At 61.9% G+C, this 25,422-nt stretch carries 19 protein-coding genes; 16 read left to right on the top strand and 3 right to left on the bottom strand.

The window, feature by feature from the left end:
- Positions 1-2: 2 nt before the first annotated feature.
- The 11 genes from ACIP02_RS13005 to ACIP02_RS12955 all read left to right on the top strand — a co-directional run bounded on the left by ACIP02_RS13005 (position 3) and on the right by ACIP02_RS12955 (position 14,073).
- Entirely contained in the window at positions 3-2,804 is a 2,802-nt protein-coding gene (locus ACIP02_RS13005) for an LPS-assembly protein LptD (protein ID WP_400617046.1), read from the top strand.
- A complete protein-coding gene (gene surA / locus ACIP02_RS13000) occupies positions 2,785-4,104 on the top strand; it encodes a peptidylprolyl isomerase SurA (RefSeq protein ID WP_400617044.1) in 1,320 nt (439 codons plus the stop codon). Before ACIP02_RS13005 ends, surA begins: the two co-directional genes overlap by 20 nt.
- Entirely contained in the window at positions 4,101-5,090 is a 990-nt protein-coding gene (pdxA, locus tag ACIP02_RS12995) for a 4-hydroxythreonine-4-phosphate dehydrogenase PdxA (protein WP_400617042.1), read from the top strand. The genes surA and pdxA overlap by 4 nt, the downstream gene beginning before the upstream one ends.
- Complete coding sequence (rsmA, locus tag ACIP02_RS12990) at positions 5,087-5,890, top strand: 16S rRNA (adenine(1518)-N(6)/adenine(1519)-N(6))-dimethyltransferase RsmA (RefSeq protein WP_400617040.1); 804 nt, start codon at positions 5,087-5,089, stop codon at positions 5,888-5,890. Before pdxA ends, rsmA begins: the two co-directional genes overlap by 4 nt.
- A 187-nt stretch (positions 5,891-6,077) precedes the next feature.
- Positions 6,078-6,458: a Co2+/Mg2+ efflux protein ApaG gene (apaG, locus tag ACIP02_RS12985; RefSeq protein WP_400617038.1), complete on the top strand. Its 381-nt coding sequence runs from the start codon at positions 6,078-6,080 to the stop codon at positions 6,456-6,458.
- Positions 6,458-7,324: a symmetrical bis(5'-nucleosyl)-tetraphosphatase gene (locus ACIP02_RS12980; protein WP_400617035.1), complete on the top strand. Its 867-nt coding sequence runs from the start codon at positions 6,458-6,460 to the stop codon at positions 7,322-7,324. The genes apaG and ACIP02_RS12980 overlap by 1 nt, the downstream gene beginning before the upstream one ends.
- 34 nt (positions 7,325-7,358) lie before the next feature.
- On the top strand, positions 7,359-7,688 hold the full coding sequence (gene glpE, locus ACIP02_RS12975; RefSeq protein ID WP_400617033.1) for a thiosulfate sulfurtransferase GlpE: 330 nt from the start codon (positions 7,359-7,361) through the stop codon (positions 7,686-7,688).
- 283 nt (positions 7,689-7,971) lie between these two features.
- Positions 7,972-9,894 carry a PrkA family serine protein kinase gene (locus ACIP02_RS12970; RefSeq protein WP_400617031.1) on the top strand — a complete coding sequence of 641 codons (1,923 nt, stop codon included), beginning with the start codon at positions 7,972-7,974 and terminating at the stop codon, positions 9,892-9,894.
- A gap of 177 nt (positions 9,895-10,071) precedes the next feature.
- On the top strand, positions 10,072-11,346 hold the full coding sequence (locus ACIP02_RS12965) for a YeaH/YhbH family protein (RefSeq protein WP_201202344.1): 1,275 nt from the start codon (positions 10,072-10,074) through the stop codon (positions 11,344-11,346).
- The gene (locus ACIP02_RS12960) at positions 11,343-12,911 is read left to right on the top strand and encodes a SpoVR family protein (RefSeq protein WP_400617029.1); all 1,569 of its coding nucleotides are present in this window, start codon (positions 11,343-11,345) and stop codon (positions 12,909-12,911) included. Before ACIP02_RS12965 ends, ACIP02_RS12960 begins: the two co-directional genes overlap by 4 nt.
- Before the next feature lie 55 nt (positions 12,912-12,966).
- Positions 12,967-14,073 (top strand): multifunctional CCA addition/repair protein, encoded by a 1,107-nt coding sequence (locus ACIP02_RS12955; protein ID WP_400617026.1) that lies wholly within the window; start codon positions 12,967-12,969, stop codon positions 14,071-14,073.
- 157 nt (positions 14,074-14,230) lie between these two features.
- Here ACIP02_RS12955 and folK read toward each other — a convergent pair whose 3' ends face one another.
- A complete protein-coding gene (folK, locus tag ACIP02_RS12950; protein WP_400617023.1) occupies positions 14,231-14,740 on the bottom strand; it encodes a 2-amino-4-hydroxy-6-hydroxymethyldihydropteridine diphosphokinase in 510 nt (169 codons plus the stop codon).
- A complete protein-coding gene (gene folB / locus ACIP02_RS12945; RefSeq protein ID WP_004375185.1) occupies positions 14,731-15,087 on the bottom strand; it encodes a dihydroneopterin aldolase in 357 nt (118 codons plus the stop codon). Before folB ends, folK begins: the two co-directional genes overlap by 10 nt.
- 74 nt (positions 15,088-15,161) lie before the next feature.
- On the opposite strand from folB, the gene plsY reads away from it, so the two are divergent.
- The gene (gene plsY, locus ACIP02_RS12940) at positions 15,162-15,731 is read left to right on the top strand and encodes a glycerol-3-phosphate 1-O-acyltransferase PlsY (protein ID WP_400617019.1); all 570 of its coding nucleotides are present in this window, start codon (positions 15,162-15,164) and stop codon (positions 15,729-15,731) included.
- 31 nt (positions 15,732-15,762) lie between these two features.
- On the opposite strand, the gene tsaD is transcribed toward plsY, so the two are convergent.
- Positions 15,763-16,788, bottom strand: a complete 1,026-nt coding sequence (gene tsaD / locus ACIP02_RS12935; protein ID WP_400617017.1) for a tRNA (adenosine(37)-N6)-threonylcarbamoyltransferase complex transferase subunit TsaD — start codon at positions 16,786-16,788, stop codon at positions 15,763-15,765.
- A 204-nt stretch (positions 16,789-16,992) separates the two neighbouring features.
- Between tsaD and rpsU the strand changes: the two genes are divergently transcribed.
- The 4 genes from rpsU (at position 16,993) to ACIP02_RS12915 (ending at position 25,406) form a co-directional block, all read left to right on the top strand.
- Positions 16,993-17,208, top strand: coding sequence for a 30S ribosomal protein S21 (gene rpsU, locus ACIP02_RS12930; protein ID WP_003255575.1), 216 nt, complete (start codon positions 16,993-16,995; stop codon positions 17,206-17,208).
- 304 nt (positions 17,209-17,512) lie between these two features.
- Positions 17,513-19,495, top strand: a complete 1,983-nt coding sequence (dnaG, locus tag ACIP02_RS12925; RefSeq protein WP_400617015.1) for a DNA primase — start codon at positions 17,513-17,515, stop codon at positions 19,493-19,495.
- Positions 19,496-19,562: 67 nt separating this feature from the next.
- The gene (rpoD, locus tag ACIP02_RS12920) at positions 19,563-21,413 is read left to right on the top strand and encodes an RNA polymerase sigma factor RpoD (protein WP_400617013.1); all 1,851 of its coding nucleotides are present in this window, start codon (positions 19,563-19,565) and stop codon (positions 21,411-21,413) included.
- A 249-nt stretch (positions 21,414-21,662) separates the two neighbouring features.
- Positions 21,663-25,406 (top strand): EAL domain-containing protein, encoded by a 3,744-nt coding sequence (locus ACIP02_RS12915; RefSeq protein ID WP_400617011.1) that lies wholly within the window; start codon positions 21,663-21,665, stop codon positions 25,404-25,406.
- Positions 25,407-25,422: the final 16 nt, after the last annotated feature.

Genomic DNA, 25,422 nt, shown 5'->3' with positions numbered 1-25,422 from the left:
AGATGGCATTGAAATCCCCCGCGTTTCGTAGAAAGTTTCCGTTGCTGGTAACCGGCGGTCTGCTGGCCCTGCAACCTCTGGCCACCTCGTACGTGGTGGCAGCCGAGCAGTTCGACTGCCAAGTGTCCGCCGCCGGTGGCTGGGACTGCAAGCCCAAAGCCCCAGTCGGCAACCTGCCGCCACGCCCGGTACACGAGGGTGCTGCTGCCAGCACTGGCACCGAGGCCGCCAGCGAAGGCGAAACCGCGGACAAGCCAATGCTGGTCACCGAGGCCAAGGGCCGCGGCCTGAAGTCGCGCAGCGAAGACTACAGCCACCTGGACTGGGTGCCGCGTGAAAAGCTCACGGCCGCGCAGCTGGCCGAAACCGGCCCGTATTGCGGTGGCGCCTACATCGAGCCGACCCGCCCGGGCATGGCCGACACCACGCCGAAAGACGAGTCGCCGACCTACATCAACGCCAAGGTGTCCAAGTACCAGCAGGAGCAGCAGATCGCTACCCTCGCCGGTGACGTGGTCATGCGCCAGGGCAGCATGCAGGCCGAAGCCGACGAGGCCAACCTGTACCAGGCCGAGAACCGGGGCGAGCTCAAGGGCAACGTCAAGATCCGGGACAACGGCTCGCTGGTGGTTGGTGACCAGGCAGAAATCCAGCTCGACACGGGCGAAGCCCAGGTCGACAACGCCGAATACGTGATGCACAAGTCGCACATCCGCGGCAACGCCCTGTACGCCAAGCGTAGCGAAAACGCCATCATCCGCCTCAAGGACGGTACGTACACCACCTGCGAACCGGGCAGCAACGCCTGGCAGCTGAAGGGCAACAACATCACCCTGAACCCGGCCACCGGCTTCGGTACGGCGACCAACGTCACCCTGCGGGTCAAGGATTTCCCGGTGTTCTACACACCGTACATCTACTTCCCGATCGACGACCGTCGCCAGTCCGGCTTCCTGCCGCCTTCATTCAGCACCAGCAGCGACACCGGCTTCATGCTGGTCACGCCGTACTACTTCAACCTGGCGCCGAACTACGATGCCACGTTGTACCCGCGCTACATGACCAAACGCGGCTTGCTGATGGAAGGCGAATTCCGCTACCTGACCAAGTCCAGCGAAGGCCAGTTCGGCGGCGCGTACCTGAACGACAAGGACGACGACCGCAAAGACCAGACTGACTACAAAGAACAGCGCTGGATGGTCAACTGGCAGCACAAGGGTGGCCTGGACGAGCGCCTGATGACCGAGGTGGACTACACCGACATCAGCGACCCGTTCTACTTCCAGGACCTGGAGTCGGACCAGATCGGCGTGGAAAGCCGCGACCTGCTGAACCAGCAGGGTGCGCTGACCTATCGTGGCGAAGGCTACACTGCCCGACTGAACGTGCATGCCTACGAGATGGCGACCATCTCGCAGATCACCCCGTATGACCGCCTGCCGCAGTTGACCCTCAATGGTACGCTGCCATTCCAGCCCGGTGGCCTGACCCTCGGTTACGAAACCGAAGCGGTTCGTTTTGATCGTGACCTGAAAAACGATTTTGTCCGCGACAAAGACGGCAACCCGGACTTCTCGGCCGGGGCAGCAGGTCGCCGCCTGGATGAGAACGTCAGCGGCATTGCCCGCGCCAACGGTACACGCCTGAATGTGGCGCCGTCGATCAGCCTGCCAATGCAGGCCAGCTACGGCTACGTCACGCCGAAGCTGAAGTACGCCTACACCCATTACGACCTGGATCTGGACAGCAAGGGCAAGGCCGAAGCGATTGCGCAGTCGTCGCTGCCTGGCTATGGCAGCTACAACAGCACGCTGGACCGCGATGTCCCGATCTTCAGTGTCGACAGCGGCCTGTACTTCGACCGCAACACCTCGATGTTCGGTACCAATTACCGGCAGACCCTCGAGCCGCGCCTGTTCTACCTGTATGTCCCGTACAAGGACCAGAAGGACATCCCGCTGTTCGACTCGAGCGAGACACTGTTCAACTATGACTCGCTGTTCTACGACAACCGCTTCAGCGGCACCGACCGCATCGGCGACGAGAACAAGCTGTCGCTGGGCGTGACCACCCGCTGGATCGAAGATAACGGCTTCGAACGCCAGAACTTCAGCATCGGCCAGGCTTACTACTTCAAGGACCGCAAGGTTCAGCTGCCAGGTATCGACTATCGTGACCGCAAAGATGCGCAGTCCGATGTGTCCCCGTATGCACTCAAGTACGCCTACTTCTTCAACCGCGACTGGCGCTTCAATTCGGACTTCAACTGGGACCCGGACAGCCGCAGCACCCGCTCGGGCAGCGCGATGTTCCACTACCAGCCTGAAGACAACCCGAACAAGATCGTCAACCTTGGTTATCGCTACCGCAACGACACCATTTCGTACGACTCCACGACCGGTACCTGGAAAGTGGGCGGCGGCGACTATGGCGTTGAAGGGCAGCCGAACTTCATCAAGGATTACTACAAGATCCAGCAGCACGACTTCTCGGTCATCTGGCCGATCGTGCCGCAGTGGAGCGTGATTGCCCGTTGGCAGCATGACTACAACCGCAACCGCACCCTGGAAGCCATGGGTGGTTTCGAATACGACAACTGCTGCTGGAAGCTGCGTCTGGTCAACCGTTACTGGATCGACTACGACGATTTCAGCCAGGCCCTTCCACAGAACGAAAAAGGCGACCACGGTGTCTTCCTTCAGATCGTCCTGAAAGGTCTCGGTGGTGTAGTGGGCAACAAGGTCGAATCTTTCCTCGACCAAGGCATTCAAGGTTATCGTGAACGTGAAGACCAAGCTTATTGATCGACTGCGCCCAGTGCTGCTGGGCGTTGCTTTGCTGAGTGGCGCGGTACATGCCGCGGTACAACCGCTTGATCGCGTGGTGGCCATCGTCGATAACGACGTGGTCATGCAAAGCCAGCTGGACCAGCGCGTCCATGAAGTGCAGCAAACCATCGCCAAGCGTGGCGGCGGCGTGCCGCCTGCCGGCGCTCTGGAACAGCAGGTACTGGAACGCCTGATCGTCGAGAACCTGCAGCTGCAGATTGGCGAACGCTCGGGCATCCGCATTACCGACGAAGAGCTGAACCAGGCCATCGGCACCATTGCCCAGCGCAATGGCATGTCGCTGGAGCAGTTCCGCGCCGCCCTGGCCCATGACGGCCTGTCGTTCGACGACGCCCGCGAACAGGTCAAGCGCGAGATGATCATCAGCCGCGTGCGCCAGCGACGCGTGGCCGAGCGCATCCAGGTGTCGGAGCAGGAAGTGAAGAACTTCCTCAACTCCGACATGGGCAAGATGCAGATGTCGGAAGAGTACCGCCTGGCCAACATCCTGATCCCGACCCCGGAAGCGGCCAACTCGGACGACATCCAGAAGGCTGCGCGCAAGGTCGGCGATATCTACCAGCAGCTCAAGCAAGGTGCCGACTTCGGCCAGATGGCGATTGCCAACTCGGCCAGCGAGAACGCCCTGGAAGGCGGCGAGATGGGCTGGCGTAAAGCCGCCCAGCTGCCACCCGACTTCGCCAAGATGCTCAGCAGCATGCCGATTGGTGAAATCACCCAGCCGATCCGCATCCCCAACGGCTTCATCATCCTCAAGCTTGAGGAGAAGCGCGGTGGCAGCGAGAACGTGCTGCGTGACGAAGTACACGTGCGCCACATCCTGATCAAGCCAAGCGAAATCCGCAGCGAAGCGGCCACCGAGCAATTGGCCGAGCGCCTGTACGACCGCATCAAGAACGGCGAAGACTTCGGCGAGCTGGCGAAGAGCTTCTCGGAAGACCCGGGTTCGGCGCTTAACGGCGGCGACCTCAACTGGGTAGACCCAAACAGCCTGGTACCGGAGTTCCGCGAGCAGATGGCCAACGCCCAGCAAGGCGAAGTGACCAAGCCGTTCAAGACCCAGTACGGCTGGCACGTATTGGAAGTGCTGGGCCGCCGTGCCACCGACAGCACTGAGCAGGCGCGCGAACAGCAGGCCCTGAGCGTGCTGCGTAACCGCAAGTACGACGAAGAGCTGCAAACCTGGCTGCGCCAGATTCGCGACGAAGCCTACGTTGAAATCAAGCTGCCTGGCGCTGACCAGGCCGCCCAGTGAAGCCCCTGCGCTTCGCCGTTACTCCCGGCGAGCCGGCCGGCATAGGCCCCGACCTGTGCCTGCTGCTCGCCGCAGACGCCCAGCCCCACCCCCTGATTGCCATCACCAGCCGTGACCTGCTCGCCGAGCGGGCCACGCAGCTGGGGTTGGCCGTCAACCTGTTGCCGGTAGCCCCGGGCCAATGGCCCGAGCAGCCGGCGCCAGCGGGTAGCCTGTACGTCTGGGATACCCCCTTGGCAGCCCCGGTAACGCCGGGCCAGCTGGACAAGGCCAACGCCGCGTTCGTGCTGGAAACCCTGACCCGCGCCGGTCAAGGCTGCCTGGACGGGCATTTCGCCGGGATGATCACCGCCCCTGTCCACAAGGGCGTGATCAACGAAAGCGGTATCGCCTTCTCCGGGCATACTGAATTCCTTGCCGAACTGACCCACACCGCGCAAGTGGTGATGATGCTGGCCACCCGTGGCCTGCGCGTGGCCCTGGTGACCACGCACCTGCCGCTGCGTGACATTGCCGACGCCATCACCGCCGAGCGCATCGAGCGCGTTACCCGTATCCTGCATGCCGACATGCGCGACAAGTTCGGCATTGCCAAACCGCGCATCCTGGTGTGCGGCCTCAACCCGCACGCGGGTGAAGGCGGCCACCTGGGCCGCGAAGAAATCGACATCATCGAGCCGACCCTGGCCCGCCTGCGCACCGAAGGCATGGACCTGCGCGGGCCGCTGCCGGCCGATACCCTGTTTACCCCCAAATATCTGGAGCACTGCGACGCAGTGCTGGCGATGTACCACGACCAGGGCCTGCCCGTACTCAAGTACAAGGGCTTTGGCGCTGCAGTGAACGTGACCCTGGGCCTGCCGATCATCCGTACCTCGGTTGACCACGGCACCGCCCTGGACCTGGCCGGCAGCGGCAAGGTCGACACCGGCAGCCTGCGCGTCGCGCTGGAAACCGCCTACCAGATGGCCGAGAACCGACCATGAACGAGCAATACCAACACCGGGCGCGCAAGCGCTTCGGCCAGAACTTCCTGCACGACGCCGGCATCATCGACCGCATCCTGCGTGCCATCAACGCCAAGGCCGGCGAACACCTGCTGGAAATCGGCCCGGGCCAGGGCGCCCTGACCGAAGGCCTGCTGGGCAGCGGTGCACAGCTGGACGTGGTGGAACTGGACAAAGACCTGGTGCCGATCCTGCAGCACAAGTTCGCTGACCGCGGCAATTTCCGCCTGCACCAAGGCGACGCCCTGAAGTTCGACTTCAACCAGCTGGGCGTGCCAGCGCGCAGCCTCAAGGTGGTGGGCAACCTGCCCTACAACATCTCCACCCCGCTGATCTTCCACCTCCTCAGCCATGCCGGGCTGATCCGCGACATGCACTTCATGCTGCAGAAGGAAGTGGTCGAGCGCATGGCTGCCGGCCCTGGCGGTGGCGACTGGGGGCGTCTGTCGATCATGGTGCAGTACCACTGCCGCGTGGAACACCTGTTCAACGTAGGCCCGGGTGCTTTCAACCCGCCGCCGAAAGTGGACTCGGCGATCGTTCGCCTGGTGCCGCACGAAGTGCTGCCGTACCCGGCCAAGGACCACCTGCTGCTGGAACGTGTAGTACGTGAAGCGTTCAACCAGCGCCGCAAGACCTTGCGCAACACCCTGAAAGGCCTGCTCGACAGCGCGGCCATCGAAGCCGCTGGCGTGGATGGCAGCCTGCGCCCTGAACAGCTGGACCTGGCGGCGTTTGTGCGCCTGGCTGACCAGTTGGCTGATCAGCAGTCCGCCTGATATAGCCTGAACCGGCCTATTCGCGGGTAAACCCGCTCCTACATCCTGTGCGGTCCTTTGTAGGAGCGGGTTTACCCGCGAAGAGGCCGGCACAGACAACACATATCCCCAAGCCCTACACCGCTGGCCCTCCCCCCTGCCAATGGCCTAGACTGCATTATTGCGTCAGCTCGCCCAAGGCCCTTGCATGTCCGACCCCCGCTATCAGATCGACGTCAGCGTCGTGACCCGCTTCCTCAAAGAACAATCCGACCCCGAAAACAGTCGTTTCGCGTTCGCCTATACCATCACCGTGCAGAACAACGGCTCGCTCAAGGCCAAGCTGCTGTCGCGCCACTGGCTGATCACCAACGGTGACGGCGAGGTCGAAGAAGTGCGTGGCGCCGGCGTGGTCGGCCAGCAGCCGAACATCGACCCGGGCCAGAGCCATACCTACAGCAGCGGTGCGGTCATCAGCACCCGAGTGGGCACCATGCAGGGCAGCTACCAGATGTTTGCCGAAGACGGTAAACGCTTCGATGCCGAGATCGCCCCGTTCCGCCTGGCGGTGCCCGGGGCACTGCACTGATGGCCACCTACGCCGTCGGTGACCTGCAGGGTTGCCTGCAGCCCCTCAAGTGCCTGCTCGAACGCGTCAACTTCAACCCTGCCGTCGACCGCCTGTGGCTGGTCGGTGACCTGGTCAACCGCGGCCCCGAGTCGCTGGAAACCCTGCGCTTCCTGTACTCGATCCGCCAGTCGCTGGTCTGTGTGCTGGGCAACCACGACCTGCACCTGCTGGCCGCCTGGCACAACGTCGAGCGCCTGAAAAAAAGCGACACCCTGCGCGAGATCATCGAAGCCCCGGACGCCGACCAGCTGTTTGACTGGCTGCGCCAGCAAAAGCTGCTGCATTACGATGAAGCCAGGGGCATCGCCATGGCACACGCCGGCATTCCGCCGCAGTGGACGCTCGGGCAAGCGCTTAAGCTGGCAGAGGAAGTGGAGCAAGTGCTGCGCGACGATGGGCGCCTGAAGCTCTACCTCGACGGCATGTACGGCAACGAGCCGAACAAGTGGAGCAAGAACCTTACCGGCATTGAGCGCCTGCGGGTCATCACCAACTACTTCACGCGAATGCGCTTCTGCACTGCCGGGGGCAAGCTCGACCTCAAGAGCAAGGAAGGCCTTGGCACCGCCCCTAAAGGCTACAAGCCCTGGTTTGCCCACAAGGACCGCCGCTCACGCCACGTGAAGATCATCTTCGGCCACTGGGCCGCCCTTGAAGGCCGTGCCGATGAACCTGGCGTCATCGCCCTGGACACCGGCTGCGTGTGGGGCGGCGCCATGACCCTGTACAACGTCGACAGCGGCGAATACCACCGCTGCGACTGCGCCGACGACGGCACCGTTCGCCAGCCGGCTCAACCCACTACACTGAACGACCAACCCTGACCCACGCTGATCAACCCTGAAGAGAACCGTAGCCATGAGCGAATTCAAGCGCATCCCTCCCGAACAGGCCCTGGCCCTGCGCGCGCAAGGTGCGGTAGTCGTCGACATTCGCGACCCGCAGGCCTTCGCGGCCGGCCATATCACTGGCGCACAGCATCTGGATAACCATTCGGTGGCCGAGTTCATCCGCAATGCCGACCTCGATGCCCCGACCCTGGTAGTGTGCTACCACGGCAACTCCAGCCAGAGTGCTGCCGCCTACCTGGTGAACCAGGGTTTCTCCGACGTCTACAGCGTCGACGGTGGCTTTGAACTGTGGCGCGCCACCTACCCGGCCGAGACCGCCCAAGGCTGCGCCGAATAATTTTTTCATTTTTACTGCAGCCCGCGCCCCGTGCGGGCTTGCGGCTTATCTGACGAACGGTCGTTCGTAACTTCTGCCTACCTCGCCCCTTGACCTTGCGGATAACCAACTACGCTTAAGCTCAGGCCATCCAAAAAAGGGGAGAGCCGGTACACCGGCGTGCGGGTCATCGGTAGCGTTACAAGGTGTTCTGGGGGGTATACAGCAATCGGCGAACCCGGTTGCATGCCAGCATCAGCTGACTGATCCGGCGTCGTCTCCACGTATCGAGCGAGGTGACGTCATGAGTATTTTTAGCCACTTCCAAAACCGTTTCGAGTCCACGCGCCAGGAAGAACTCTCGCTGCAGGAGTACCTCGAGCTGTGCAAAGAGGATCGCAGTGCCTACGCATCGGCGGCTGAGCGGCTGCTGCTGGCTATCGGTGAGCCAGAGCTGATCGACACCTCTACCAACTCCAGGCTGTCGCGCATTTTTTCCAACAAGGTTATTCGCCGCTATCCGGCCTTTGCCGACTTCCATGGCATGGAAGAGTGCATTGACCAGATCGTGTCGTACTTCCGCCACGCCGCCCAGGGCCTGGAAGAGAAGAAACAGATCCTCTACCTGCTGGGTCCGGTAGGTGGCGGTAAATCGTCGCTGGCCGAAAAGCTCAAGCAACTGATGGAAAAGGTACCGTTCTACGCCATCAAGGGTTCACCGGTATTCGAATCGCCCTTGGGCTTGTTCAACGCCACCGAAGATGGGGCCATTCTCGAGGAAGAGTATGGGATCTCACGGCGCTACCTGAACACCATCATGTCGCCATGGGCCACCAAGCGCCTGCAAGAGTTTGGCGGCGATATCTCCAAGTTCAAGGTGGTAAAACTCTACCCCTCGATTCTCAACCAGATCGCCATCGCCAAGACCGAACCCGGCGATGAGAACAACCAGGACATCTCCGCCCTGGTCGGTAAAGTCGATATCCGCAAACTTGAAGAATTCCCACAGAACGACGCCGACGCTTACAGCTACTCGGGCGCGCTGTGCCGGGCCAACCAGGGCCTGATGGAATTCGTCGAAATGTTCAAGGCGCCGATCAAGGTGCTGCACCCCTTGCTCACCGCCACCCAGGAAGGCAACTACAACAGTACCGAAGGCCTCGGGGCCATTCCCTATACCGGTATCCTGCTGGCCCACTCCAACGAATCGGAGTGGCACACCTTCCGCAACAACAAGAACAACGAGGCGTTCATCGACCGTATCTACATCGTCAAGGTGCCGTACTGCCTGCGCGTCAGCGATGAGATCAAGATCTACGACAAGCTGCTGGTCAACAGTTCGCTGTCCAAGGCCCATTGCGCGCCGGACACACTCAAGATGCTGGCACAGTTCACTGTGCTTTCGCGGCTCAAGGAACCTGAAAACTCCAACATCTATTCGAAGATGCGCGTGTACGACGGGGAAAACCTCAAGGATACCGATCCGAAGGCCAAGTCGATCCAGGAATACCGCGACTCGGCCGGCGTCGACGAGGGCATGAATGGCCTGTCGACCCGCTTCGCCTTCAAGATCCTGTCCAAGGTGTTCAACTTCGACCCACACGAAATCGCCGCCAACCCGGTGCACCTGCTGTACGTGCTGGAGCAGCAGATCGAACAGGAACAGTTCCCGGCCGAAGTGCGTGAACGCTACCTGCGCTACCTGAAGGAATACCTGGCGCCGCGCTACATCGAGTTCATCGGCAAGGAAATCCAGACAGCCTACCTGGAGTCCTACAGCGAATACGGGCAAAACATCTTCGACCGTTATGTGCTGTACGCGGACTTCTGGATCCAGGACCAGGAATACCGCGACCCGGAAACCGGCGAGATCCTCAACCGCATCGCCCTCAACGAAGAGCTGGAGAAAATCGAGAAGCCGGCCGGCATCAGCAACCCGAAAGACTTCCGCAACGAGATCGTCAACTTCGTACTGCGCGCACGCGCCAACAACAACGGCAAGAACCCAAGCTGGCTCAGCTATGAAAAGCTGCGGGTGGTGATCGAGAAGAAAATGTTCTCCAACACCGAAGACCTGCTACCGGTCATCAGCTTCAACGCCAAGGCCAGCAAAGAGGACCAGAAGAAGCACAACGACTTCGTCACCCGGATGGTGGAGCGTGGTTATACCGACAAGCAGGTGCGCCTGCTCTCGGAATGGTACCTGCGGGTCAGGAAATCGCAATAAAGCGGCAAGCTGCCTAGTGACAAGCTACAAGCTGCAAGCCACAAGCTGTTTGGCGCCTAGCCCAAGCCAGGCGCCAGCATCTGCGGCAGCGATGGCTGCTTTTACTTGCAGCTTGAAGCTTACCGCTTGGAGCTTAGAGCTTGTGGCTTGCAGCTGTTCCCAGCTACCGGAGGGACCATGAGCTACGTTATCGACCGCCGCCTGAACGGCAAGAACAAGAGCACGGTCAACCGCCAGCGCTTCCTGCGGCGGTACCGCGAACACATCAAGAAGGCCGTCGAAGAGGCGGTAAGCCGCCGTTCCATCATGGACATGGAACACGGCGAACAGATCAGCATTCCCGGGCGCGACATCGACGAACCGGTGCTGCACCATGGCCGCGGGGGCAAACAGACCATCGTGCACCCTGGCAACAAGGAGTTCACCGCCGGTGAACACATCCCCCGCCCGCAAGGTGGCGGCGGGGGTGGCGGTGGCCGAGGCAAGGCCGGCAACTCCGGCGAAGGCATGGACGAGTTCGTCTTCCAGATCACCCAGGAAGAGTTCCTCGAATTCATGTTCGAGGACCTCGAACTGCCCAACCTGGTCAAGCGTCACCTCACCGGTGCCGACACCTTCAAGACAGTACGCGCCGGTATCGCCAATGAAGGCAACCCGTCACGCATCAACATTGTGCGTACCCTGCGTTCGGCCCATGCCCGGCGTATCGCCCTGACCGGCAGCAGCCGCGCGCTGCTACGCGAAGCGCAGAAAGAACTGGCCCGGCTGAAAGTCGAAGAGCCGGATAACTTCACCGACATTCAGGAAGTCGAGCAGGAAATAGAGCGCCTGAAGGCGCGCATCAACCGCCTGCCCTTCCTCGACACCTTCGACCTCAAGTACAACCTGCTGGTCAAGCAACCCAACCCAAGCTCGAAAGCGGTGATGTTCTGCCTGATGGACGTCTCCGGCTCGATGACCCAGGCGACCAAGGACATTGCCAAGCGCTTCTTCATCCTGCTGTACCTGTTCCTCAAGCGTAACTACGACCGCATCGAAGTCGTGTTCATCCGCCACCACACCAGTGCCCGGGAAGTTGACGAAGAAGAGTTCTTTTACTCGCGGGAAACCGGCGGCACCATCGTCTCCAGCGCACTGAAGCTGATGCAGGAGATCATGGCTGAACGCTACCCGGCCAGCGACTGGAACATCTATGCCGCCCAGGCCTCCGACGGCGACAACTGGAACGATGACTCGCCGATCTGCCGTGAGATTCTGTCCAAGCAGATCATGCCGCATGTGCAGTACTACACTTACGTCGAGATCACCCCCCGTGAGCACCAGGCGCTGTGGTATGAATACGAACGCATCGGCGAAGCCTACCCCGACACGTTCGCCCAACAGCAGCTGGTATCGGCCGGCGACATCTACCCGGTCTTCCGTGAACTCTTCCAGCGCAGGTTAGCCACATGACCGCCAGAGCACAGAGACGCCAACCCATTTCCACCGGGTCCGAGTGGACGTTCGAACTGATCCAGACCTACGACCGGGAAATCGGCCGCCTGGCCGAGCGTTACGCCCTGGACACCTACCCCAACCAGATCGAGGTAATCACCGCCGAGCAGATGATGGATGCCTACGCCTCGGTCGGCATGCCGCTGGGCTACCACCACTGGTCCTACGGCAAGCAGTTCCTCAGCACCGAGAAGTCGTACAGCCGTGGCCAGATGGGCCTGGCCTACGAGATCGTGATCAATTCCGACCCGTGCATCGCCTACCTGATGGAAGAAAACACCATGTGCATGCAGGCACTGGTGATCGCCCATGCCTGCTACGGGCATAACAGCTTTTTCAAGGGCAACTACCTGTTCCGCACCTGGACTGATGCCAGTTCGATCATCGACTACCTGGTGTTCGCCAAGCAGTATATCGCCCAGTGCGAAGAGCGCCACGGCATCGATGCCGTAGAAGACCTGATCGACTCTTGCCATGCCTTGATGAACTACGGGGTCGACCGCTACAAGCGGCCGTACCCGATTTCTGCCGAAGAGGAGCGGCGTCGGCAACAGGAGCGCGAAGAGCACCTGCAGCGGCAGATCAACGACCTGTGGCGGACCATTCCCAGAAGCGCCGACAAGGCGGGTGAGCGCGATGAGGGGCGCTTCCCCGCCGAACCGCAGGAAAACATCCTGTATTTCATTGAGAAAAACGCCCCGCTGCTCGAACCCTGGCAGCGCGAAGTGGTGCGCATCGTGCGCAAGATCGCCCAGTATTTCTACCCGCAGCGCCAGACCCAGGTGATGAACGAAGGCTGGGCAACCTTCTGGCACTACACCCTGATGAACGACCTGTACGACGAGGGGCTGATCACCGAAGGGTTCATGATGGAGTTTCTGCAGTCGCACACCAGCGTGGTGTTCCAGCCCGGCTTCGACAGCCCGTACTACAGCGGCATCAACCCCTACGCGCTGGGCTTTGCGATGTACACCGACATCCGCCGCATCTGCGAAAACCCGACCGAGGAGGATCGCCACTGGTTCCCCGACATTGCCGGCAGTGACTGGCTTTCTACCATCAAGTTTGCCATGAGCAGCTTCAAGGACGAGAGCTTTATCCTGCAGTATCTTTCACCCAAAGTGATGCGCGACCTCAAACTGTTCAGCATCCTCGATGATGACCAGCGTGATGACCTGCTGGTGCCCGCCATTCATGACGAAGCCGGCTACCGGGTCATTCGTGAGCAACTGGCGGCCCAGTACAACCTGGGCAACCGTGAACCGAACGTGCAGATCTGGAGCGTCGACCGCCGTGGCGACCGCTCGCTGACCCTGCGCCACCAGCAGCACAACCGCAAACCGCTGGGCGACTCGACCGAAGAAGTGCTCAAGCACCTGCACCGCCTGTGGGGGTTCGATATCCACCTGGAAACCGTCCAGGGCGAGCAAGTGATGAAGACCCACCACATGCCACCCCGCGGCGAACACGGCGAAAGTGCCGAGTACGGGCGCATGGACCTGGCGGTCATCCACCACCTCTAGCGCAACGCCATGGTTGCCGACGGGTTATCCTGTCGGCAGTTATGGAGAGCTGCACATGCACATCTACAAAGTTGGCGGCGCCGTGCGCGACCGCCTGCTCGGCCGCCCGGTCAGCGACATTGACTGGTTGGTGGTCGGCGCCAGCGTCGAAGAAATGCTTGCCCAAGGTTATCGCCCGGTCGGGGCGGATTTCCCGGTTTTTTTGCACCCGAAAACCGGTGAGGAATACGCGCTGGCGCGTACCGAGCGCAAGAGCGGGCGTGGTTACGGCGGGTTCACCTTTCACGCCAGCCCCGATGTGACCTTGGAAGAAGACCTGATTCGCCGCGACCTCACCATCAATGCAATGGCCGAGGACGAAGCCGGCACGGTACATGACCCGTACCATGGCAAGCAGGATCTCGATCAACGCTTGCTACGCCATGTTTCCCCGGCGTTCGCCGAAGATCCGCTGCGCGTCTTGCGCGTTGCGCGCTTTGCTGCCCGCTATGCGGCACTGGGCTTTCGGGTTGCCGCCGAGACCCTGGAGCTGATGCGTCAGATCAGTGATTCGGGCGAGTTGCAGGCACTGACCGCTGAACGCAGCTGGAAGGAAATCGAACGAGCGTTGATGGAAGCGCAACCGCAGGTGTTCTTCCAGGTGCTGCGTACATGTGGAGCCCTGCAACAGCTGCTGCCTGAGCTCGATGACGACACCCAGGCCCTGGCGGCGCTGGGGCAGGCCGCACTGCACGAACAGCCCCTGCACGTGCGCTGGGCCTGCCTGCTGCACACCCTGCCCCCGGCCTCGATCAAGGCGGCCAACCAGCGCCTCAAGGCGCCACGCGAGTGCCAGGAACTGGCGTTGCTGACGGGTGAGTGCCTGAGGCAGGCTGACCAAGCGCTGGCTTTGCCTGCTACGGCCTTGCTGGAGCTGCTGCAAAAGTTTGATGTGTACCGGCGGCCGCAGCGCTTCGAGGACTTCCTCAGCGCTTGCGCAATGGCTGCGCTGGGCAGGGGTGAAGCGGGTTATCCACAGGCGGACTATCTGCGTGGTGCAGCGGCGGCGGCGCGGGCGGTGGATGTGAAGCCGTTGGTGCAGGCTGGACATACCGGCCAGGCTTTGGGCGAAGCGCTCAAAGGGAAGCGGCTGAAAGCGCTTGAGACTCACCGGCGCGGTTAGAGCTACCGGCCTGCGGGTGTAGGAGCGGCCTTGTGTCGCGAAAGGGCTGCGAAGCAGCCCCGGCGATTTGTGCACCTGCGCTGATATTCTGGGGCTGCTTCGCAGCCCTTTCGCGACACAAGGCCGCTCCTACACCCGCGAAAGGGCCGGTACAGGCTTATGCTGGAGTCAACTGCAACCCACGCCACTCAAAGGCCACCGGGGCCAGCACCTGGTCGATCTGCGCTTCCTGCCACAGCTGCGCCATGCTCTTGCCCACCCCCGGATGCACCAGCTCCGGTGCCAGCAGCGACAGCGGCCACAGTACAAAGGCGTTCTTCAAAATCTCGGCGCGCGGCAGCACCAGCCCATCGAAGGTGCCGTGCAAGCCGTCATACATCAGCACGTCGATATCCAGCGGCAACCCTTTGCGATCGGGCGCATAACGGCCATTTTCGGCTTCGATGAACTTCAGCCGGCGGTCTAGCTCGATCAACGGCAACGCAGTTTGCCCGGTCACCACAAAATTGATGAACGGCCCGCTCTTGATCCCCACCGCCTGGCTTTCAAAAACCGGCGAACAGCGCATGTCGGTGAGGATGCCGGCCAACGCATCAAGCCCGGCGCACAGGTGCGCCTCACGGTCGATGTTGCTGCCAAGGCCCAGGTAAACCGTGCTCAGAGACATCCGCGCTCAATCTCCACGCCTACACCGCCACGGGCCGCCGGTACCGCGCCGGGCTTGGTCAGCTTCAACCGCACCCACGGGATATGGAACTCTTCCATCAAGGTTGCCACCAGGCGCTCGGCAAAGGTTTCCACCAATTCGAAACGGGCCTGCTCGGCAAACGCCTGGATGCGCGCCGACACGCTGGCGTAGTCCAGCGCCAGGTTCAGGTCATCACCTGCTGCTGCCGGACGGTTGTCCCAGGCAAAGCTCAGGTCCAGGCGCAAGCACTGGCGAATATCCCGCTCCCAGTCATAGGCACCGATGACGGTATCGACTTCCAGGCCTTCGATGAACACTCTGTCCAAGCACTTCTCTCCACAGCACGACAAGGGCGACTGGCGCCGTTAGAATCGGGGCGTCCTCGCCCGGAATAGTTAGCATGTTTTGGTTACTGGCGTTGCTCGCCTACCTGCTCGGCTCGCTGTCCTTCGCCATTGTCCTTAGCCGCCTTTCGGGCAGCCCGGACCCGCGTTCCAGCGGTTCAGGCAATGCAGGCGCCACCAACATGCTACGCCTGGCAGGCCGCAAGATGGCGATCCTGACCCTGCTTGGCGACCTGTGCAAGGGCCTGTTGCCAGTATTGCTCGCCCGCCTTGCCGGGCTGGACCTGCACGAACAGGCCTGGGTTGGCGTGTGCGCGGTGCTGGGCCATCTGTTCCCGCTGTACTTCCGCTTCCAGGGCGGCAAGGGCGTGGCGACGGCCGCCGGCATGCTCATGGGCCTGTACTTCCCCGCCGCACTGCTGGCCATTGGCGCCTGGCTGCTGATCTTCTACCTCACCCGCACCAGCTCGCTGGCCGCACTGATCGCCACGCCGCTGACCCTGCCACTGCTGGCCTGGCGCGAGCCAGAAGCCCTGCTGCCGATCACCGTGCTTACCGCATTGATCGTGTGGAGCCACCGCAGCAACCTGCGCGACCTGTTCGCCGGGCGCGAGCGCCACTTCTGAACCTTGCCGTCAAACCGTGCAGCTGCGGCCCTTACAGCGGCGGCAACTGCTCCATCGGCCAGCGCGCCTGCACGCTGATCGCCAGGTCCTGCTGCTGCCCGGCCAACAGGCGCTGGCAACCGGCATAAGCGATCATCGCGCCGTTGTCGGTGCAGAACTGCGGGCGCGCGTAGTACACGTTGCCCTTGATGCCAGCCAGCATGTCTTCCAGCGAGGCGCGCAACGCCTTGTTGGCACTCACGCCGCCGGCAATGACCAGGCGCTTGAGGCCAGTCTGCTTGAGGGCGCGCTTGCACTTGATGGTCAAAGTCTCCACCACCGCCTGCTGGAATGCCAGGGACACGTCGCAACGGGTTTGCTCACCGTCGTCGCCAGCATTCTTGCACTGCTGCCAGGTGTTCAGGGCGAAGGTCTTGAGGCCACTGAAACTGAATTCCAGGCCTGGGCGATCGGTCATCGGCCGCGGGAATACAAAGCGCCCAGGCACGCCTTGCTCTGCCAAGCGCGCGATTTCCGGGCCGCCAGGGTAATTCAGGCCAATCAGCTTGGCAGTCTTGTCGAACGCCTCGCCGGCGGCGTCATCCAGGCTCTCGCCCAGCAGCTCGTACTGGCCGATGCCATCAACCCGAACCAACTGGGTGTGGCCGCCGGAAACCAACAAAGCGACGAACGGAAACTCGGGCGGGTTTTCTTCCAGCATAGGCGCCAGCAAGTGGCCTTCCATGTGGTGCACGCCAATCGCCGGAATGTCCCAGGCAAAGGCCAGCGCCTGAGCGCAGGAAGCCCCTACCAGCAATGCCCCGACCAGCCCAGGGCCCGCGGTGTAGGCGATGGCGTCGATTTCGGTGGCAACACAGCCAGCCTCGTCCAGCACCTGTCGGATGAGCGGCAGCATGCGCTTGACGTGGTCACGCGAGGCAAGCTCGGGCACCACGCCACCAAACACGCGGTGCAGGTCGATCTGGCTGAACAATGCGTCGGCCAACAGACCGCGTTCACTGTCGTATAATGCGACGCCAGTTTCGTCGCAGGATGTTTCCAATCCCAGTACTAGCATGGGTTCGTCCCTTGTGGGGGCTGAATTCGAAGCCGCGCATGATAGTCCCCGTGTCGGATGCCGACCAGCGGTTTTCGATCAGAGGCTTTGCATTCCGGCTTGCTAAGGGTTAACATCCGCAACCCTTGAAAACCGACGTTCTCCAGCACACCTTTGTTTTGCCAGGAGCACGTCTACCCCGGTAATGAATTAAGGTAGCCCTGGATGCCAGCCGTCAAAGTTAAAGAGAACGAACCCTTCGACGTAGCTCTGCGTCGTTTCAAGCGCTCCTGCGAAAAAGCCGGTGTACTGGCTGAAGTTCGTAGCCGCGAGTTTTACGAGAAGCCGACCGCAGAGCGTAAGCGCAAAGCAGCTGCAGCTGTTAAGCGTCACGCCAAGAAAGTTCAGCGCGAACAGCGCCGCGCCGTTCGTCTGTACTAATACAGGCGTTCAACGCAAAGCTTCTGCCCTGCCCGGCTAACCGCCGGGCGATGGCAGTGGTCGCTTCAAACTTGAGCAGCTAGCTCAAGGCCCGGCACCCGCTTTCATGCGACGTGCACACGGGCAACCTGCCTGAAACGTCAGAGCTGGTCCTTCTTGCTGTATGACCAGACGTGCACGTCAGACTGACGGGCCCTTAGGGGCTGGCGACGAGCACACACTTCCTCGCACTACCTCTAGCGGCACCCACCCCATTCGGCACGCGAGCGATTAGACTTGCCAGTTGCCAGATGACGAGACTGCCATGGCCGGGCTGATTCCCCAGAGCTTCATTGACGACCTGATCAACCGCCTCGACATCGTCGACGTGGTGAGTTCGCGCGTCCAGCTGAAAAAGACCGGCAAGAACTACTCCGCCTGCTGCCCGTTCCACAAGGAAAAAACCCCTTCCTTCACGGTCAGCCCCGACAAGCAGTTCTACTACTGCTTCGGCTGCGGCGCCGGTGGCAACGCCCTGGGCTTTGTCATGGACCACGACAACCTGGACTTCCCCCAGGCCGTGGAGGAACTGGCCCGCGCCGCCGGCATGGAAGTGCCCCGCGAGCAAGGCCGCCGCGACAACAAGCCGCGCCAGCCTACCGACTCGCCGCTGTACCCGCTGCTGGACGCCGCCTCGGAGTTTTACCGCCAGGCCCTGCGCAGCCACCCGACCCGCAAGGCGGCGGTGGACTACCTCAAGGGCCGCGGCCTGTCCGGGGAAATCGCCCGTGACTTCGGCCTGGGCTTTGCTCCGCCTGGCTGGGACAACCTGCTCAAGCACCTGGGCGCCGACACCCTGCAGCAGAAGGTGATGATCGATGCCGGCCTGCTGATCGAGAACGCCGAAAGCGGCAAGCGCTACGACCGCTTCCGCGACCGGGTGATGTTCCCGATCCGCGACAGCCGCGGGCGCATCATCGCCTTCGGTGGCCGAGTGCTCGGCGACGACAAGCCCAAGTACCTGAACTCCCCGGAAACTCCGGTGTTCCACAAGGGCCAGGAGCTGTACGGGCTGTACGAGGCGCGCAAGCACAACCGCAACCTCGACGAAATCATCGTCGTCGAGGGCTACATGGACGTCATCGCCCTGGCCCAGCAAGGCCTGCGCAATGCCGTGGCCACGCTTGGCACCGCCACGAGCGAAGAGCACCTCAAGCGCCTGTTCCGCGTGGTGCCCAGCGTGCTGTTCTGCTTCGACGGCGACCAGGCCGGGCGCAAGGCGGCCTGGCGTGCCCTGGAGTCGACCTTGTCGAACCTGCAGGACGGCCGCCGCGCTCGCTTCCTGTTCCTGCCCGAAGGCGAAGACCCGGACAGCCTGGTGCGCGCCGAAGGCACCGATGCCTTCATGGCCCGCATCAACCAGCACGCCCAACCGCTGGCCGACTATTTCTTCGAGCAACTGGGCGTCGAAGCCGACCCGCGCTCGCTGGAAGGCAAGGCGCACATGGCGACCCTGGCCGCACCGTTGATCGAAAAGATCCCCGGCGCCAACCTGCGTCAACTGATGCGCAACCGCCTGAAAGAAATCACTGGCCTCGACCCACAGCAGGTCGAACAACTGGCGCAGCAGGCGCCAGCGGCCGGCAGCGTGCCGGATTACGACCCGGGCTACGACTACGACGCCATGGCCAGCTACACCCCCGACTACGGCGACATGCCGCAGCACGACTTTGCGCCGGTGCAGCAGGAGCAGGCGTGGAAGCCGAACAAGGGCGGCGGCAAGAAGCCGTGGAGTGATAAGCCGTGGGACAAGAACCGCAAGGGCGGCAAGCCCTGGCAGCAACGCGACGAAGCGCCGCCACGGGTGCCGGCACCGGTCGAACCGCCTACCCTGGCGGCCCTGCGCACCCTGCTGCACCACCCGCTGCTGGCCGGCAAGGTGGAAGACGCCAGCCACTTCGCCGACGAAGAACACCTGTACAGCCAGCTGTTGGTGGCATTGATCGAAGCCGCACAGAAAAATCCTGGGCTAAGCTCAATGCAGTTGATCGCACGTTGGCATGGCACCGAACAGGGCCGCCTGCTACGGGCCCTGGCAGAAAAGGAATGGCTGATCGTGGCCGACAACCTTGAACAACAGTTTTTCGACACTATAACTAGCTTGTCCGCCCGCCAACGCGAGCGCAGCCTGGAACAACTGCTCAGGAAATCACGTCAAAGCGAATTGACCAGCGAGGAAAAAACCCAGCTCCTCGCCCTGCTGAGCCGGAATGTTCCCGCACAAACGCCGACCTCATCTGGCGCGTGAGGCCCATGCTCGGGTATAATCCTCGGCTTGTTTTTTGCCCGCCAAGACCTTCAGTGGATAGGGTGTTATGTCCGGAAAAGCGCAACAGCAGTCTCGTATCAAAGAGTTGATCACCCGCGGTCGTGAGCAGGGCTACCTGACTTACGCGGAGGTCAACGACCACCTGCCTGAGGATATTTCAGATCCGGAACAGGTGGAAGACATCATCCGCATGATCAACGACATGGGGATCAACGTATTCGAGAGTGCTCCGGATGCGGATGCCCTTCTGTTGGCGGAAGCCGACACCGACGAAGCCGCGGCCGAAGAAGCCGCTGCTGCGTTGGCGGCAGTTGAAACCGATATCGGCCGCACGACCGACCCGGTGCGCATGTACATGCGCGAAATGGGTACTGTCGAGCTGCTGACCCGCGAAGGCGAGATCGAAATCGCCAAGCGTATCGAGGAAGGCATCCGTGAAGTGATGGGCGCTATCGCCCACTTCCCGGGTACTGTCGACTACATTCTCGGCGAATATGACCGCGTCACCACCGAAGGTGGCCGTCTGTCCGATGTTCTCAGCGGTTACATCGACCCTGATGACAACATCGCTGCACCGACCGAAGAAGTACCGGTCCCGGGTGCCAAGGCCCCTGCGGCCAAGGAAGAATCGGACGACGACGACGAAGAAAGCGAAGGCAGTGACGACGAGGAAGAGGCCGAAAGCGGTCCCGACCCTGTGGTTGCAGCCCAGCGTTTCGGTGCGGTCAACGACCAGCTTCAGGCCACCAACAAGGTCCTGAAGAAGAACGGTCGTGGCCATAAGGAAAGCGTCGAGGCCCTGCAGGCCCTGGCTGACCTGTTCATGCCGATCAAGCTGGTACCGAAGCAGTTCGAGGTACTGGTCGAGCGTGTTCGCGATGCCCTGAGCCGCCTGCGCCAGCAAGAACGCGCCATCATGCAACTGTGCGTCCGTGACGCCCGCATGCCGCGTGCCGACTTCCTGCGCATGTTCCCAAGCAACGAAACCGACCAGACCTGGAGCGGTGACCTGGCCAAGCGCAACACCAAGTGGGCTGCTGCCCTGGGTGAAAAGGACGCTGCCATTGTTGCTTGCCAGCAGAAGCTGATCGACCTTGAGACCGAAACCGGCCTGACCGTTGCCGAGATCAAGGAAATCAACCGTCGCATGTCGATTGGTGAAGCCAAGGCCCGCCGCGCCAAGAAAGAAATGGTCGAGGCGAACCTGCGTCTGGTGATCTCCATCGCCAAGAAGTACACCAACCGTGGCCTGCAGTTCCTCGACCTGATCCAGGAAGGCAACATCGGCTTGATGAAAGCGGTGGACAAGTTCGAATACCGTCGCGGCTACAAGTTCTCGACCTACGCCACCTGGTGGATCCGTCAGGCGATTACCCGTTCGATCGCCGACCAGGCACGCACCATCCGTATTCCGGTGCACATGATCGAAACGATCAACAAGCTCAACCGTATTTCCCGGCAGATGCTGCAGGAAATGGGTCGCGAACCGACCCCGGAAGAGCTGGGCGAGCGCATGGAAATGCCTGAGGACAAAATCCGCAAGGTACTGAAGATCGCCAAAGAGCCGATCTCCATGGAAACCCCGATCGGTGACGACGAAGATTCGCACCTGGGCGACTTCATCGAGGACTCGACCATGCAGTCCCCGATCGACGTGGCCACGGTCGAAAGCCTGAAAGAAGCCACCCGCGACGTGCTCTCGGGGCTGACCGCACGCGAAGCCAAAGTGCTGCGCATGCGTTTCGGTATCGACATGAACACCGACCATACCCTCGAAGAGGTGGGCAAGCAGTTTGACGTAACGCGTGAGCGGATCCGTCAGATCGAAGCGAAGGCGTTGCGCAAACTGCGCCACCCGACGCGCAGCGAGCACTTGCGCAGCTTCCTCGACGAGTGATGACAAAACCCCGGCCCAGGCCGGGGTTTTTCTTTTCTGCCTGCTGCCCCACCCATGCCTGGCGGCATGCGCGATCCCCTGTGGGAGCGGCTTCAGCCGCGAACACCGGCAAAGCCGGTGCCATCCACCCCGCCGACCCCGAATTTGCGCAAGGCCCTGTTGTATCTGACAAAAGACCCCACCTTCCACTGCACACCTGCAGCAATGCACGTCTACACTCGACTTCAGACCCCTGAATGCGAGGCCGCCATGTCCTTCAAGCCGGCCATCCTGTTGCTGCTCCTGATGTTGTGGAACGCAACGGCCGGCGCCCTGACCCTGACAGACGAAGAGAAAGCCTGGCTGGCTGCCCACCCGCAGCTGAGCCTGGGCATAGACGCCTCTTGGCCACCGTTCGAGTTTCGCGACCAAGAGGGCCGCTACCAGGGATTGGCCGCCGATTACATCGCCACGATCCAGCAACGCCTGGGCGTAACGCTGAAACCGGTCGAGCCCAGCAGCTGGACCGAGGTACTGGCACAGGTGCGGGAAAACCGTATCGACCTGCTACCCGGCATCATGTCGACCCCCGAACGCCAGGCCTACCTGGCGTTCACTCGCCCATACCTCGACTTCCCCATCGTTATCCTTGCCCATAAAGGCGGCGCACAACCGCGCAACCTCGATGACCTGTACGGCCTGAAAATCGCGGTGGTAGAAAACTACGCCCCGCACGAATTGCTGCGCACCCACCATCCCGACCTCAACCTGGTGGCCCTGCCCAATGTCAGCTCAACGCTGCAGGCGCTGGCTACCGACCAGGTGGACGCCGTAGTCGGTGACCTGGCGTCCAGCATTTGGAGCCTGCGCCAGCTCAAGCTCGACGGCCTCTACGTTAGCGGCGAAACGCCCTACCGATACCAACTGGCCATGGCCGTCCCGCGCAACAATCAGGTACTGGTCGGCATTCTCGACAAAGTCATGGCCGACATGAGCAGCAGCGAGGTCAGCCAGATCCAGCAGCGCTGGGTGGGCAATGTGGTCGACCAGCGGCTGTTCTGGTCCGACCTGCTGGTGTATGGCCTGCCAGCGGTGCTGTTGCTGATGGCCGTGCTGGCCGCAGTCATCCGCATCAACCGCCGGCTCAGCTCGGAAATTTCCCGGCGCATCGCCCTGGAGCAGGAGCTGCGCAGCAGCGAATACCACTACCGCGGCCTGGTCGAAAGCCTGTCAGCCATCGCCTGGGAGGCCGACGCCAACGACTACACCTACAGCTACGTGTCACCGCATGCCGAAGACCTGCTGGGCTACCCGTTGACCGACTGGCTCAGGCCCGGCTTCTGGCGCAGCATCCTGCACCCGGAGGACGCCCTCTGGGCCCAGGCCTACTGTGACAGCGAAGCCGCCGCTGGGCGCGACCACAGCCTGGATTACCGGGTAATCCGCGCCGACGGCCAGCCACTCTGGGTACGCAACATCGTCAGCATGATCGAACACGGGCACCAGCCGGTGATGCGTGGGTTGATGATCGACATCAGCGAAACCAAGCGCACCGAGGACGCCCTGCGCCTGTCAGAGCAGAAGTTTGCCTCGGTGTTCCAACAGTGCCCCGATATCTTGCTGATCGCCCGCCACCGCGACGGCTGCCTGCTGGAGGTGAACGAAGCCTTCGAAGAGCAGATCGGCCTGACCCCGGAGCAAGTCATTGGCCGCACCGCCACCGAGCTCAACCTGTGGGGCGACGAAGGCAGCGGGCCGCTGGTGCTTGAGCGCTTGCACCAGGGTGGTATCCGCAACCTGGAGATGAGCTTCCGCCGCAGCAACGGGCAATTGTTCACCGGCCTGACCTCAGCCGAAACCTTCGAGCTCGACGGCATCCCCGCGCTGGTGGTAGCGGTACGCGACATCAACCAGCTCAAGGAAACCCAGCAGCAACTGCAAACCTCGGAAGAGAAATTCGCCAAAGCCTTCCATGCCTCGCCCGACGGCCTGCTGTTGTCGCGCCAGAGCGACGGCCTGCTGTTGGAAGTGAACGAAGGCTTCTGCCGCCTCACCGGCCACGACCTCAACCCGTCCATCGACCAGACCTCGCTGGACCTGGGCATCTGGGTCGACCTCAACGAGCGCAAGCGCCTGATCGACCAGCTTAACCGCGAAGGCTTCGTGCGCGACTTCACTTGCCATATCCGCCGCAGCGACGGGCAGATCCGCCTGTGCGAGCTGTCCGCCCGTCCTCTGCCAATTACCGGCGTCGACTGCATGCTGACCATCGCCCGCGACATCACCGAGCGGCACCTGATGCAGGAAAAACTGCAGCTGGCCGCCACCGTGTTCGAGAACACCGCCGAAGGCGTGCTGATTACCGACATCGACCAGCGCATCAGTGCCGTCAACCGCGCCTTCAGCGAAATCACCGGCTACAGCGAAATCGAAGCCCTTGGCCAAACCCCGCGCCTGCTCGCCTCTGGCCAGCACGACAGCGCCTTCTATGCCGCCATGTGGCACCAACTGACCGATGAAGGCCACTGGCAGGGCGAGATCTACAACAAGCGCAAAAACGGCGAGTTGTACCCCGGCTGGCTGACCATCAGTGCAGTGCGCAACAGCGAGCGCGAAATCACCCATTTTGTCGCCGTATTCGCCGACATCTCCAGCCTTAAACACGCCCAGGCCAAGCTTGACTACCAGGCCCACCACGACCCGCTGACCGGCCTGCCCAACCGCGCCCTGTTCGAAAACCGCCTGCAGGCGGTGCTCACCTGCGCTCAAGTGTCCAACCGCCAGGGTGCAGTGCTGTTCCTCGACCTCGACCGCTTCAAGCACATCAACGACAGCCTTGGCCACCCGGTTGGCGATTTGCTGCTCAAAGGCATCGCCCAGCGCCTGAAAGAGCAGGTACGCGACGTCGACACCGTGGCCCGCCTGGGCGGCGACGAATTCATCATCTTGCTGCCCGGCCTGCACAAGCCGAGCGACGCCAGTAGCATCGCCAACAAGCTGCTGGCCTGTTTCAATGCACCGTTCCAGGCAGGCGAACATGAGTTTTTCACCAGCGCCAGCATTGGCATCAGCCTTTATCCACAGGACGGCACCGACGTTGCCACGCTGATCCGCAACGCCGACGCGGCCATGTACCGCTCCAAGGCCAAGGGCCGCAACCGCGTCGAAGCCTACACCCGCGACCTCACTGCGCAGGCCAGCGAGCGCATCGCCCTGGAGCATGAACTGCGCCGCGCCGTGGAACGTAACGAAATGAGCCTGTGCTTCCAGCCCAAGCTCAGCCTCAAGACCCAAAGCCTGGTCGGCGCCGAAGCGTTGATCCGCTGGAGCCATCCGACCTTTGGCGAGGTACCGCCCGAACACTTCATTCACCTGGCCGAAGAGAACGGCACCATCCTCCAGCTCGGCGACTGGGTACTGGAGCAGGCCTGCCGGCAGATGCAGACCTGGAAGCAGCATTACGAACCCTTCGGCCCACTGTCGATCAACCTCGCCGGCGCCCAGCTGCGCCAGCCGAGCCTGGCCCGGCGCATCGAGCAACTGCTCAAGCAGTACCAACTCAAGGCCGGCGACCTGCAGCTGGAAATCACCGAAAACTTCATCATGAGCCAGGCCGAAGAAGCCCTGGCTGTGTTGTACCAGCTGAAAAAACTGGGCGTGCAGCTGGCCATCGACGACTTCGGCACCGGCTACTCCTCGCTCAGCTACCTCAAGCGCCTGCCGCTGGACATCCTCAAGATCGACAAGTCGTTCATCCGCGGCCTGCCCGACGATCCCCACGACGCCGCCATCGCCCGCGCGATCATTGCGCTGGGCCGCAGCATGCAACTGACCATCATTGCCGAGGGCGTGGAAAACCAGGCCCAGCAGCGTTTTCTGGCGGCTGAAGGGTGTGAGCAGATCCAGGGCTACATCGTCAGCCTGCCCTTGCCGGCAGAGGAATTCGCCGCAACGTTTCTTCGCATAGCACTATCGGATCTTTCAGATGGCACAGGTGCGAAACCCTCGTTATAATCCGGCCACTTACTGA

It is taken from the genome of Pseudomonas sp. NPDC089408 (genome assembly GCF_044749445.1).
Taxonomy (GTDB): domain Bacteria; phylum Pseudomonadota; class Gammaproteobacteria; order Pseudomonadales; family Pseudomonadaceae; genus Aquipseudomonas.
Note: the sequence above shows the minus strand (reverse complement) of the source record. Positions and strands in the feature narration are given on the sequence as shown.